11 protein-coding genes are annotated in these 13,669 nt (G+C 46.6%); 9 read left to right on the top strand and 2 right to left on the bottom strand.

All coding sequences use genetic code 11. The annotated features are described in order from the left end of the window. Positions 1 to 32: 32 nt before the first annotated feature. Positions 33 to 959: a flagellar motor protein MotB gene (locus L9Q39_RS03815; protein WP_237483799.1), complete on the top strand. Its 927-nt coding sequence runs from the start codon at positions 33 to 35 to the stop codon at positions 957 to 959. A gap of 236 nt (positions 960 to 1,195) precedes the next feature. After that, positions 1,196 to 2,644 (top strand): tRNA uracil 4-sulfurtransferase ThiI, encoded by a 1,449-nt coding sequence (gene thiI / locus L9Q39_RS03820; protein WP_237483800.1) that lies wholly within the window; start codon positions 1,196 to 1,198, stop codon positions 2,642 to 2,644. A gap of 67 nt (positions 2,645 to 2,711) precedes the next feature. On the opposite strand, the gene L9Q39_RS03825 is transcribed toward thiI, so the two are convergent. Then, positions 2,712 to 3,569, bottom strand: coding sequence for a DUF1853 family protein (locus tag L9Q39_RS03825; RefSeq protein ID WP_237483801.1), 858 nt, complete (start codon positions 3,567 to 3,569; stop codon positions 2,712 to 2,714). A 118-nt stretch (positions 3,570 to 3,687) separates the two neighbouring features. Here L9Q39_RS03825 and L9Q39_RS03830 point away from each other — a divergent pair, with 118 nt between their 5' ends. Beyond that, entirely contained in the window at positions 3,688 to 4,446 is a 759-nt protein-coding gene (locus tag L9Q39_RS03830) for a Nif3-like dinuclear metal center hexameric protein (protein WP_237483802.1), read from the top strand. Between the two features lie 73 nt (positions 4,447 to 4,519). Here the strand turns inward: L9Q39_RS03830 and L9Q39_RS03835 are convergent, their stop codons facing one another. Then, entirely contained in the window at positions 4,520 to 5,809 is a 1,290-nt protein-coding gene (locus L9Q39_RS03835) for a citrate synthase (RefSeq protein WP_237483803.1), read from the bottom strand. Positions 5,810 to 6,205: 396 nt separating this feature from the next. Between L9Q39_RS03835 and sdhC the strand changes: the two genes are divergently transcribed. The 6 genes from sdhC (at position 6,206) to odhB (ending at position 13,589) form a co-directional block, all read left to right on the top strand. After that, positions 6,206 to 6,598 (top strand): succinate dehydrogenase cytochrome b556 subunit, encoded by a 393-nt coding sequence (gene sdhC / locus L9Q39_RS03840; RefSeq protein ID WP_237483804.1) that lies wholly within the window; start codon positions 6,206 to 6,208, stop codon positions 6,596 to 6,598. Beyond that, positions 6,592 to 6,939 (top strand): succinate dehydrogenase, hydrophobic membrane anchor protein, encoded by a 348-nt coding sequence (gene sdhD, locus L9Q39_RS03845; protein WP_237483805.1) that lies wholly within the window; start codon positions 6,592 to 6,594, stop codon positions 6,937 to 6,939. The genes sdhC and sdhD overlap by 7 nt, the downstream gene beginning before the upstream one ends. Continuing rightward, positions 6,940 to 8,706 (top strand): succinate dehydrogenase flavoprotein subunit, encoded by a 1,767-nt coding sequence (gene sdhA, locus L9Q39_RS03850; protein WP_237483806.1) that lies wholly within the window; start codon positions 6,940 to 6,942, stop codon positions 8,704 to 8,706. It abuts the gene before it with no gap. Between the two features lie 14 nt (positions 8,707 to 8,720). Continuing rightward, on the top strand, positions 8,721 to 9,431 hold the full coding sequence (locus L9Q39_RS03855) for a succinate dehydrogenase iron-sulfur subunit (protein ID WP_237483807.1): 711 nt from the start codon (positions 8,721 to 8,723) through the stop codon (positions 9,429 to 9,431). A gap of 96 nt (positions 9,432 to 9,527) precedes the next feature. Continuing rightward, a complete protein-coding gene (gene sucA, locus L9Q39_RS03860) occupies positions 9,528 to 12,338 on the top strand; it encodes a 2-oxoglutarate dehydrogenase E1 component (RefSeq protein ID WP_237483808.1) in 2,811 nt (936 codons plus the stop codon). 27 nt (positions 12,339 to 12,365) lie between these two features. Next, complete coding sequence (odhB, locus tag L9Q39_RS03865; protein WP_237483809.1) at positions 12,366 to 13,589, top strand: 2-oxoglutarate dehydrogenase complex dihydrolipoyllysine-residue succinyltransferase; 1,224 nt, start codon at positions 12,366 to 12,368, stop codon at positions 13,587 to 13,589. Positions 13,590 to 13,669: the final 80 nt, after the last annotated feature.

Consider the following 13,669-nt stretch of genomic DNA (forward strand, 5'->3'; position numbering starts at 1 on the left):
ACCAGAGAATAGAGTGTAGTTGGGAGTAAAAGATGGAAGAAGAACAATGTAATTGCCCCCCTCCGGGGTTGCCTCAGTGGATGGGGACTTTTGCTGACCTCATGTCGCTGCTGATGTGCTTTTTCGTCCTATTGTTATCTTTCTCTGAGATGGACGTATTGAAGTTTAAGCAAATTGCCGGTTCTATGAAGTTTGCTTTTGGTGTTCAAAATCGTTTAGAGGTAAAGGACATTCCGAAAGGAACCAGCATTATTGCTCAGGAGTTTCGTCCGGGTCGACCAGAGCCAACACCCATTGATGTGATAATGCAGCAGACAATAGATATTACTCAACAAACCCTTGAGTTTCATGAAGATGAGAACGAAAGGGCTGGGGGTAAGCAGCGTGATGCAGGCAAGATGACGGGAGGCGAAACCGCAGAGCGTAGCCAGCAGCGAACGGATGCTGCGACGGCTGTGGAGAGCCAGTCCTCTTCAGAAGAGTTAGAGCAGCTAGAAAAAGTGATCAAGCAAGCTCTTAAGCAAGAGATTCAGCAAGGGGCAGTGGAACTGGAGAATCTAGGTCAACAACTCGTGATCAGAATTCAAGAAAAAGGGGCATTCCCTGAAGGTTCCGCATTCTTGCAGCCTAAATTTCGACCGTTAGTTCGACAGGTTGCCGATTTGGTAAAAGATATTCCCGGACAGGTAAGAATTTCGGGTCATACCGATAATCGCCCATTGGATTCAGAGTTATACCGTTCTAACTGGGACCTCTCTTCTCAACGCGCCGTTTCGGTTGCTCAAGAGATGGAAAAAGTGAAAGGGTTTTCCCATACTCGATTGAGAGTCTTAGGTCTTGCTGATACGGAACCTCTCGTTGCAAATGATTCTGAAAGACAGCGTGCAAGAAACCGCCGCGTGGAAATAAGCATCATGCAAGGGAAACCAAGCGTTTCTGATGAAGTGTCAGTAAAATAATTTTGTTTATATATTAACGCTTACTGGTGATTTAGCACCAGTAAGCGTTTTCCCCTCAGCGCTCGCATCTTCACTCACTTGGGTATATACTGCGCGACTAATTTAATCTCCGATACTGATTTTGGTCTCAGTGATACCGATTTTGGTCTTAGTAAAGTGAGATTGTTCTACAGTTATATTGTAATAAGTGTTCCTTACTGTCGCGTTTTGACAGCATGCAATGAGATGTGAAAACCATGAGATTTATCGTCAAGCCCCACCCAGAGATTTTTGTCAAAAGTGAATCTGTTCGTAAGCGCTTTACAAAGATCCTAGAGTGTAACCTGCGTATTATCATTCAACGCCGCACGGAATCGGTAGCCGTTTATAATCGACGTGATCACATTGAAGTGAATGCCAGCTCAGATCAGTACTATCAAGAAGTATTGGAAATTCTGACGCACACTCCAGGTATCCACCATGTGCTAGAAGTTCAGCAATCAGAATTTGCGGATATGCACGATATCTACGAGCAAGTGCTTGAGCTCAATAAAGATCGTCTAGAAAACAAAACCTTCGTGGTACGCGCTAAGCGTCGCGGTAAGCATGACTTTACCTCGATTGAACTTGAGCGTTACGTTGGCGGCGGTCTAAATCAAGCGATTGAATCTGCGAAAGTAAAACTGTCTCGCCCTGATGTCACAGTGAACATTGAAGTGGCAAACGACAAACTGAATCAAGTTATCGCGCGTCACAAAGGTCTTGGTGGTTTCCCTCTGGGTACTCAAGAAGACGTTCTAAGCTTGATTTCTGGTGGTTTTGATTCGGGTGTATCAAGTTACCTGCACATTAAACGTGGCTCGAAAACGCATTACTGCTTCTTCAATCTAGGTGGTCCAGCGCACGAGATTGGCGTAAAACAAGTCGCACACTACTTGTGGAACAAATACGGCTCGTCAGCTAAAGTGAAATTTATCTCGGTTGATTTTGAGCCCGTCGTGGCAGAGATCTTAGAGAAAGTCGAAGACGGTCAAATGGGCGTGGTGCTGAAGCGTATGTTTATGCGTGCTGGCGGCATGCTGGCAGAGAAATTTGGTATTCAGGCGCTGGTAACGGGTGAAGCATTAGGTCAGGTATCTAGCCAAACACTGACTAACTTGCGTCATATCGACGGTGTAACCGACACCTTGATTCTGCGTCCACTGATCAACTGGGATAAAGAAGACATTATCGATCTTGCGCGTGTTATCGGCACTGAAGATTTCGCCAAAACCATGCCAGAGTATTGTGGCGTGATCTCTCGTAAGCCAACGGTCAAAGCGGTCAAAGCGAAGCTCGAAACGGAAGAAAATAATTTTGATTTCGAGATTCTAGATCAAGTTGTTCGTGACGCGCGTGTGATGGATATCCGTGACATCGAAAAAGAGAGTCAGGAGCAGGCACCCGAAGTGGAACAGGTTGAAGCGGTAGAAGACGACGCGATCGTTCTTGATATTCGCAGCGCAGAAGAAGAGGAAGCGAGTCCACTGGAATTGGACAATGTTGAGGTGCAGCATATTCCATTCTTTAAACTGGCGACTAAGTTCGGTGACTTGGATCAGACCAAGTCCTATCTACTGTATTGTGACCGCGGTGTGATGAGTCGCTTACAAGCGCTTTATCTCAAAGAGCAGGGCTATCACAACGTTAAGGTGTACCGCCCTTAGTTTAGCGAGCATTTAACCTTCAGCGTAATTAAACATTCAGCGTAAAAAGACTAGATGAGTTTATCATCTAGTCTTTTTGTTTTTGGGGCGAAGGATCGTGCTGATGGTTGAATGGCCAAGTATCAGGTAGGACAAACCAGAATTGCCCTTGTTGGTCTTGGCAGTGGTTAATCCGGTCAGGAATCATCTTATGGGGTTGCCTCTTACCTCTCTCTTCTGCAACCTCACCGACCGCCCACTTGTCTTTCGATAACGAGTAAAGAGGCGACTCAATTTTATCTGCATCACGATAATGACACCAAAAGCCGTTGATTTGGTTAGTAGTAATTGGGTACTCAAGACAGTGACTAGGAATAGTCTCGGCTCTAAAGGGATTGATATAAAGCCGACCTTGTAGCAAAAGGTGCTTACTGACGGTCGTGAAATCGGGGAACTGTTCACGAAAACTGGCTCGCTCGCTCATCATAAGTTGATGCGTTAACATGCGTGATAGCTTTTTATCCAATTGATCTTGGCTGTTGGGTCCGTACCAAATGCCGTCGTATAAAAGATAGAATTTTATCGCTACTTCCCAGTGTTCGACTTGCTGTTGTGAGTTTTCGATCAGGAAGTCAATGGCACCTTGAGTTTGACCATTCTCTTGCAGTTGTACTTCTTCGGCGACCACGTTATGTTCTGAACTTAAATCGAATAATCTGCGACACAATTCCTGATATAAAAATCCTAACCGACGATTCCCCTCGTAAGTGTCCGGTAAATCGCGCAAGTTACTTGCCGTTATAGGTAAGCATTCAACGATGTTTACCTTGTCGTTTGCCTTGCTGATCAACTCGACGGATGGCGGTACTGCGTGAATCAAACTAGGCGTGGTTAATATCCACTCATAAAAACGAGTCAGGCTTGGGGTTGGGTTTAAACTGTTCATTTTATTAGCGACCTAATTCCCTTTTGATCATGCAGTTTCTCCGTCAATATATTCCTTTCGACAATACAAGAGTAAATTGCTATAACCTGTCAAATCAACCGCGAGTTTGGAAAATCTAATGAATAATGTGCAACTTGAGCAACTGCTTAATGAGAAATTGTCGCCGCACCTGATAAAAGATTACAGCCCGAATGGGTTACAAGTTGAAGGTGCAGAGCAAGTGAAAAAGATTGTCACGGGTGTTACTGCATCGCAAGCATTAATAGACTATGCGATCAAAGTGGGTGCAGACGCGCTGTTGGTGCATCATGGCTATTTCTGGAAAGGTGAACCCGAGCCGATTCGTGGCATGAAAGGCAAACGGATTAGAAGTTTAATCAAACATGACATCAATCTGTATGGTTACCATCTGCCACTCGATATACACCCAGAATTGGGTAATAACGTGCAACTTGCGAAGTTATTAGGCATTGAAATTGATGGGGGTCTTGAGGGGCATCCACAATCCGTGGCGATGTTTGGTCATCTGCCTTCCCCTGTATCTGGTCACGAATTTGCACAACGAATCGCTAAGGTGCTACAACGAACCCCTCTCCATATCGCACCAGAACAGTCTGACAAGCTGATCTCGACAGTAGGCTGGTGTACGGGAGGAGGACAAGACTTTGTTGAACTGGCGGCTTCTCAGGGGCTAGATGCGTTTATTTCCGGTGAGATTTCGGAGCGTACAACATACACCGCACGTGAAATGGGCATTCACTATTTTTCAGCGGGGCATCATGCAACGGAAAGATATGGCATAAAAGCGTTAGGCGAGTGGTTAGCTCAAGAGCATGGCTTAGAGGTTGAATTTGTCGATATTGATAACCCAGTTTAAATAATGATTAACATTAAAAAGGCTTCCAACGTTGTCACGTTGGAAGCCTTTTTTTATCGAAAATAACTCACCATTATTCACGTTCATGCAGAGGCTTAAACTCACGCATGGTTTGACCGGTATACAACTGTCGTGGACGACCAATACGGTTTGTTGGGTCACTGTGCATTTCATTCCAGTGCGCGATCCAACCAACAGTACGAGACATTGCGAAGATAACGGTAAACATAGAAACAGGGATACCAATCGCTTTGAGGATGATGCCTGAGTAGAAGTCTACGTTTGGATACAGTTTCTTCTCAACGAAGTACGGATCAGATAGAGCAATACGCTCAAGCTCCATAGCTACATCAAGCAGTGGGTCTTGGATGTTTAGCTCTTTCAGTACGTCATGGCATGCTTCACGCATAACCGTTGCTCGTGGATCATAGTTTTTGTAAACACGGTGACCAAAGCCCATCAAACGGAATGGGTCGTCTTTGTCTTTGGCACGCTCAACGTACTCAGGGATATTTTCTAAAGAACCAATCTCTTCAAGCATACGCAAACACGCTTCGTTGGCACCACCGTGTGCAGGACCCCAAAGAGAAGCAATACCAGCAGCAATACAAGCGAATGGGTTAGCGCCTGACGAGCCTGCTAGACGCACGGTAGAGGTCGATGCGTTCTGTTCGTGGTCGGCATGTAGAGTAAAGATTTTGTCCATTGCTCGAGCGACAACAGGGTTTACATCGTACTCTTCACACGGATTGGCAAACATCATCTGCAAGAAGTTTTCTGCGTAAGTCAGGTCATTTCGAGGGTAGATAAAAGGCTGCCCAATCGAATATTTGTAGCACATTGCTGCCAGTGTCGGCATTTTCGATATCAGACGATAGGCCGCAATTTCACGGTGAGTGTCGTTATTGATATCTAATGAATCATGATAGAACGCGGCAAGAGCACCAACTACACCACACATCACAGCCATTGGGTGAGCATCACGTCGGAAGCCGTGGAAAAAGCTTGCGATTTGCTCGTGAACCATGGTGTGACGAGTAACGATTTGCTTGAACTCTTCATATTGAGTCCGAGTCGGGGCTTCACCGTTGAGTAGGATATAACAGACTTCCAGGTAATCGGCATTGTTCGCTAACTGATCAATCAAGAAACCGCGGTGTAGAAGGACACCTTTGTCTCCATCAATATAAGTGATCTGAGATTCACAAGATGCAGTGGCAAGAAAACCTGGGTCAAAAGTGAAGTAACCATTGGCTCCCAGTTTACGAACATCAACTACTTCTGGTCCGATAGAACCTTCCATAATTGGCAGTTCGATTGGCGCTTTCCCCTCGATATGAAGGGTCGCTTTCTTATCCGCCATAACAATCTCCTTTGTTTATTATTTAATCCATCCAGGATGTTTGTGTGTCAGTTTTTTACTTTGCTTCGCCGCTAAAGTCAATTTTTATACGGCTTTGTGTGGACTTGTTACGATTTTTTATACAAAAATGGTTAAAAATCTGCCCTATGTATCATAATTTGTTACGAGGATTGTATTAGAATGTTGCTAACCGTATAGTTTCGGTGCAAATATAAGCGAATGCCTTATTTAGTATAGGGTAAATAGCAGACAAAAATGGGATTTCCCCTTCATTTGTTAACAAGGCGTTTACATTTAACTCGGTCGTGATGAAAGTTTTTTGTTGATTTTATGTTAACTTTTGAAGCTTATAAGACCAAATAATTAGTTATAACTATAAATGCTCAATGGAGCTGAGTGAGCAAGCCCGTGAAAGAAAGAAAGTCCAGACCTGTAAATCTTGATTTACAGACAATTCACTTTCCGATCACAGCAATCGCATCCATCTTACACCGTGTGTCAGGTGTGATTACGTTTGTTTCGATTGGAATCCTTCTTTGGCTTTTAGCCAAATCACTCTCATCCCCCATCGGATTTGCCGAGGCAGTGGATATTGTTGACGGTTTTTTCGTTAAGTTTATCTTGTGGGGTATTTTGACAGCACTCGCGTATCACATTGTAGGCGGGATTCGCCACTTAATTATGGACCTCGGTTATTTTGAAGAACTCGAGTCCGGGGCGAAAAGTGCCAAGGTTGCATTCATTGTAACCGGTGTTCTTTCACTGTTGTCAGGAGTATTAGTATGGTGAGAAGTGTTTCTTCCGTAGGTCGTAACGGTGTACACGATTTTGTACTGATCCGTGCCTCGGCCATTATTATGACTCTCTACACGATTTACATCGTGGGTTACATCGCATTTTCAGGTGATGTCTCTTACTTATCTTGGACCCAGTTCTTTGGCGGTCTATTCACAAAAATCTTTACCATGCTCGCACTCACTTCGGTGCTGATTCACGCGTGGATAGGGTTATGGCAAGTATTAACCGATTACATCAAATGCGCAAAACTTCGTGGTGCGCTGCAAGTGGGTGTGATAGCGGTGCTGCTTGGCTATTTCTTCTCTGGTTTCTTTATTTTGTGGGGTGCGTAAGTGACTATTCCAGTTCGAGAGTTTGACGCCGTTGTTATCGGTGCTGGTGGTGCAGGTATGCGTGCTGCATTGCAAATTTCTGAGCAAGGACTAAGTTGTGCCTTGCTCTCTAAAGTATTTCCAACTCGTTCACACACTGTTTCGGCGCAGGGTGGTATTACCGTTGCTCTTGGTAACTCGCACCAAGATGATTGGCAGTGGCATATGTACGATACCGTCAAAGGGTCTGACTATATTGGCGACCAGAATGCGATTGAGTATATGTGTAAGAACGGTCCTAAATCGGTCATCGAACTAGAGAAGATGGGTTTGCCTTTCTCTAGATTTGAAGACGGTAGCATCTACCAGCGTCCTTTTGGGGGGCAGTCTAAAGCGTTTGGTGGTGAACAGGCGGCAAGAACAGCGGCAGCGGCGGACCGTACGGGTCATGCACTGCTGCATACTTTGTATCAACAGAACATTAAACATAAAACCACGATTTTCTCTGAGTGGTACGCATTAGATTTGGTGAAAAACCAAGACGGTGCGGTGATGGGTTGTACCGCGCTATGTATGGAAACCGGCGAAATTTGTTATTTCAAATCCAAGGCGACCATTTTAGCCACGGGTGGTGCAGGTCGAATTTATGCATCTACCACGAATGCTCACATCAATACGGGTGATGGTGTCGGAATGGCACTGCGCGCTGGTGTGCCGATGCAAGACATGGAAATGTGGCAGTTCCACCCAACGGGTATCGCGGGTGCAGGCGTTCTGGTGACAGAAGGCTGTCGTGGTGAAGGTGGTTATCTTCTCAATAAAGATGGCGAACGCTTTATGGAACGTTATGCACCAAACGCCAAAGACTTGGCAGGGCGTGATGTCGTTGCACGCTCTATGATGATCGAAATTCGTGAAGGTCGTGGCTGTGATGGTCCATGGGGACCTCATATCAAGCTTAAGATGGACCACTTAGGCAAAGAAGTCCTCGAATCGCGTCTACCGGGTATTTGCGAACTGTCTCGCACCTTTGCTCACGTCGATCCAGTAAAAGAGCCGATTCCAGTGATCCCAACCTGCCACTATATGATGGGTGGCGTTCCAACACAGGTTTCTGGTCAAGCGCTGAAACAGACGAGTTCTGGTCAAGATGTTGAGGTTCAAGGTCTGTTTGCTTGTGGTGAGATCGCATCAGTATCGGTGCATGGTGCCAACCGATTGGGTGGTAACTCACTGCTTGACCTTGTGGTGTTTGGTCGTGCAACAGGTCTACACCTTGGTGAGACGCTTGCCGCACAGGCAGAAGCGCGCCCAGCGACAGAATCTGATATTGAGGCGTCTCTCGCTCGTACAATGCGTTGGGAAAACAGCACCTCAGGTGAAGACCCTGTTCAAATCCGTAAAGATCTCCAGTCTTGCATGCAAAATAGCTTCTCTGTATTTAGAGAAGGGGATGCGATGGCGACCGGTCTTGAGGAGCTTAAGGTGATCAGAGAGCGTCTTGATAATGCCCATCTAGCGGATAAGTCCCAAGAGTTCAACACGCAACGAATCGAATGCCTTGAGCTAGACAACCTAATGGAAACGGCATTTTCTACCGCAGTGGCCGCCAACTATCGTACTGAGAGTCGCGGTGCTCATGCTCGATTTGATTATCCTGAGCGTGATGATGATCAGTGGCTATGTCACTCAATTTATAATCCGGAAACTGAGCAGATGTCGAAGCGCGATGTAAATATGGCGCCAGTGCACCGCGAGGCTTTCCCACCTAAAGCTCGAACTTACTAGGGGGAGACTCAGCTATGGAACTGAAATTTTCACTTTATCGTTATAACCCAGATGTGGATACCAAGCCTTACATGAAAGGTTACACGCTCGAGGTGGATGAAGGGTCGGACATGATGGTCCTTGATGCCCTTATCTTACTTAAAGAGCAAGACCCATCGTTATCATTTCGCCGTTCTTGCCGTGAAGGGGTTTGTGGCTCCGATGGTCTGAATATGAATGGTAAAAATGGTCTAGCGTGTATTACTCCATTGTCAGCGTTAACAGGCAAAGACATTATTATTCGTCCTTTACCCGGTCTTCCTGTGGTAAGAGACTTGATTGTCGACATGACTCAGTTTTATGATAACTACGCGAAAGTAAAGCCTTTTCTTATTTCTGATGGTAATCTACCTCCATCGAGAGAGAATTTGCAATCGCCTGACGAACGTGAGCATTTGGATGGTCTATACGAGTGTATTATGTGTGCCTGTTGTACCACCTCGTGCCCATCATTCTGGTGGAATCCGGACAAGTTTATCGGCCCTGCGGGTCTGCTTGCCGCCTACCGATGGTTAATCGACAGCCGAGATACCGCAACGGATGAGCGTCTCTCAAATCTCGATGATGCATTTAGTGTATTCCGTTGTCACGGGATCATGAACTGCGTCAGTGTGTGCCCTAAGGGGCTCAACCCAACGAAAGCCATTGGTCACATCAAATCAATGTTACTAAATCGTTCGGTATAAACAGTACAAAATATTGCCGACCAACCTCAGGCGGTCGGCTTTTGATAGCTCGGCATAGACCGAAGCATAAGTGAAAACAACTGGTTAAGGGAAAATATGCACAATGGTGTGATGAAGGCATGGCTCGAGTCTTCACACTTGGCTGGAGCCAATGCAACGTACGTAGAAGACCTCTACGAACTGTATCTCAGTGATCCCGAACAGGTTAGTGAGGAGTGGAAACGTGTATTTGATGGGTTGCCAACGCAACCTGAGGTGGTGGAACAACCCCATTCACGTGTTCGCGATTACTTCCGCAGGCTCGCTCAAGAAACAAAGCATTCCAGTACACAAGTTAGTGATCCAGAAGTTGATGCTAAACAAGTAAAAGTACTACAGATGATCAACGCTTATCGTTTTCGTGGTCATCAAGCAGCCAATCTTGATCCTTTAGGGTTATGGAAACGTCCAGTTGTAGAAGAACTCGACCCTGGATATCACTCATTAACAGAAGAAGATCTCGACGAAACCTTCAATGTTGGTTCGTTTGCTATCGGTCAAGAGAGCATGACGTTACGAGATCTCCACAACGCGCTTCAAAAAACCTACTGTGGCTCTATCGGTGCAGAATACATGCACATGACCAATACGGCACAAAAACGTTGGATTCAACAGCGTTTAGAATCAGTCGTTGGCCAACCCTCATTTGATCTTGAAACCAAGCACACCTTTTTGGCCGAACTGACCGCTGCCGAAGGACTAGAACGCTACTTGGGAGCGAAATTCCCGGGCGCTAAGCGTTTTTCCCTCGAAGGTGGTGATGCCCTTATTCCAATGACCAAAGAACTGATTCGCCACGCCGGTGAAGTCGGTATGCGCGAGGTCGTGGTAGGTATGGCACACCGTGGTCGTCTTAATATGTTGGTTAACGTATTAGGTAAGAAGCCACAAGACCTATTTGATGAGTTTGCGGGTAAAAAGAACGACGATAGCTGGGGCACGGGTGACGTTAAGTATCACCAAGGTTTCTCTGCCGACTTTGCCACGCCGGGTGGTGATGTTCACCTCGCGTTGGCTTTCAACCCGTCTCACCTCGAAATTGTTAACCCTGTGGTCATCGGCTCAGTTCGTGCACGACAAGACAGGCTAGGCGATAAGCAGGGCAGCATGGTTCTGCCTATTACCATTCACGGTGACTCAGCGATTGCGGGTCAAGGGGTGGTAGCGGAAACCTTTAACATGTCGCAAGCCCGTGGCTTTAAAGTGGGTGGTACGGTGAGAATTGTGGTGAACAACCAAGTAGGCTTCACGACCTCAAACCCACGAGACACTCGCTCAACCATGTACTGTACCGACATCGCGAAGATGGTTCAGGCGCCGATCTTCCACGTTAACTCAGACGATCCAGAAGCCGTGGCCTTTGTGACTCGGATTGCATTGGATTTCCGTAATGAGTTTGGTAAAGACGTGGTCATCGATCTGGTTTGTTATCGTCGTCATGGTCACAACGAAGCGGATGAGCCGAATGCAACTCAGCCATTGATGTATCAAAAAATCAAGAAACATCCAACGCCAAGAAAACTCTATGCCGATGTGCTGATGGAGCGTGGTGAAGCGGATATCGAGATTGCAACTCAAATGGTGAACGAATACCGTGATGCCCTCGACCGAGGGGAAGTGGTATGTAAAGAGTGGCGTCCAATGGCACTTCATTCTGTCGATTGGAGCCCATACATTGGTCGCGATTGGGATGAAGCTTGGAATAGTACCATTGATACCGAACGTTTGGTCGAGCTAGGTCAGCGTCTAGGACAATATCCAGACAGCCACAAGCTGCAAAGCCGGGTCAACAAGCTCTACAACGACCGCGCTGCCATGATGAGTGGTGAGAAGATGCTTGATTGGGGCATGGCGGAAACATTGGCCTACGCAACCATACTCGATGAAGGTAAACGTATCCGTATTTCAGGGCAAGACTCTGGTCGAGGCACTTTCTTCCACCGCCATTCGGTATTGCACAACCAAGGTGATGCCAGCACGTATATCCCGCTGTGTAACATTCATGATAAACAAGGACCATTCCAGGTCTTCGATTCTGTATTATCAGAAGAAGCCGTCTTGGCGTTTGAATACGGTTATGCCACGGCAGAGCCTAGTGGTTTGACGCTTTGGGAAGCGCAATTTGGTGATTTTGCCAACGGGGCTCAAGTGGTGATTGACCAATTTATCTCGTCTGGTGAGCAGAAGTGGGGACGCCTTTGTGGTTTAACCATGCTGTTGCCTCATGGCTATGAAGGTCAAGGTCCTGAACACTCATCGGCACGTCTTGAACGTTACTTACAACTCTGCGCTGAGCAAAATATGCAGGTGGTCATTCCATCAACGCCAGCACAGGTTTATCACATGATTCGCCGTCAGGTTGTTCGCCCGATGCGTCGTCCACTGATTGTGATGTCACCGAAATCTCTACTACGTCATCCACTGTGTGTGTCAAGCCTAGAAGATTTATCGGAAGGCACTTTCCAGCCAGCGATTGGTGAAGTGGATGATATCGCGCCAGAAAACGTGAAACGCGTGGTGTTCTGTTCCGGTAAGGTTTACTTTGACCTACTGGAACAACGCCGCAGTAATCAACAAGATGATGTAGCGATTGTTCGTATTGAGCAACTCTATCCGTTCCCATTAGATGATGTGAAACAGAAGATTGCGCCTTATACCAATGTGCAGGACTTTGTGTGGTGTCAGGAAGAGCCACAGAACCAAGGCGCATGGTATTCAAGTCAACATAACTTCCGCGCCGCAATTCCTGCTGGTACGGATCTAAAATACGCCGGTCGAGATGCTTCGGCATCCCCTGCAGTTGGCTATATGTCGTTACACCTAAAACAGCAAAAAGCGTTAATCAATGACGCGTTAACCTTGGATTAAGAACTAGAAGAAAAGGAAGAAACAGCTATGACAATTGAAATTCTGGTTCCAGACTTACCTGAATCAGTCGCCGATGCAACAGTGGCAACATGGCATAAACAACCAGGTGAAGCGGTAGCGCGTGATGAAGTTATCGTTGATATCGAAACCGATAAAGTTGTGTTGGAAGTCCCGGCACCGGATGACGGTGTACTTGAAGCGATTATTGAACAAGAAGGCGCTACGGTTTTATCTAAGCAGTTGATCGCCAAAATCAAGTTGGGTGCCGTTGCTGGTGAGCCAACCAAAGACTCATTAGATGAGAAAGAAGCGTCACCGGATAAACGCCACAAAGCGTCGTTAACGGAAGAATCAAATGACGCACTTAGCCCAACAGCTCGTCGCTTACTTGCTGAAAATGATCTACAGCCATCTCAGGTTGCAGGTACGGGTGTCGGTGGACGAATCACTCGTGAAGACGTTGAAGCCCATCTAGCAAACGCGAAATCGGGCGCTGTAGCACCAACACCTGCTGTTACTGAACAGCCGGAAGTGATTGCGCCAGCACTGGCTCGCAGTCAAAAGCGTGTACCAATGACTCGCCTGCGTAAGCGTGTTGCAGAACGTCTGCTTGAGGCGAAAAACAGCACCGCCATGCTGACGACGTTTAACGAAGTCAACATGAAGCCAATTATGGATCTTCGTGCGCAGTACAAAGACCAGTTTGAAAAACGCCATGATATTCGTCTTGGGTTTATGTCTTTTTACGTGAAAGCGGTCACTGAAGCATTGAAGCGTTTCCCAGAAGTAAACGCATCCATTGACGGTGAAGACATTGTTTATCACAACTATTTTGATATCAGCATGGCGGTATCAACACCGCGTGGTCTCGTTACCCCAGTTCTCAAAGACTGCGACACGCTTGGCTTTGCTGAGATTGAAAAAGGCATCAAAGAGCTCGCACTGAAAGGTCGTGACGGTAAGCTAACGGTTGAGGAGTTGACCGGCGGTAACTTTACCATCACTAACGGCGGCGTATTTGGTTCACTGATGTCGACGCCAATCATTAACCCACCACAAGCGGCGATTCTGGGTATGCATAAAATCCAAGAGCGTCCAATGGCGGTGGATGGCAAGGTGGAAATCTTGCCAATGATGTACCTTGCTCTATCTTACGACCATCGTTTGATTGATGGTCGTGAATCGGTAGGTTTCCTAGTCACAATTAAAGAGTTGCTAGAGGATCCTGCAAGACTGCTGCTGAACGTTTAAGATTACGCTCAGCAGCCACAACACAACGCCTACGGTTAGGCGTTGCTGTTGGAAGTAGAAACAGGAGTAGGGCATGCTCA

This window comes from Vibrio hippocampi (assembly GCF_921292975.1).
GTDB classification, from domain to species: Bacteria; Pseudomonadota; Gammaproteobacteria; order Enterobacterales; family Vibrionaceae; genus Vibrio; species Vibrio hippocampi.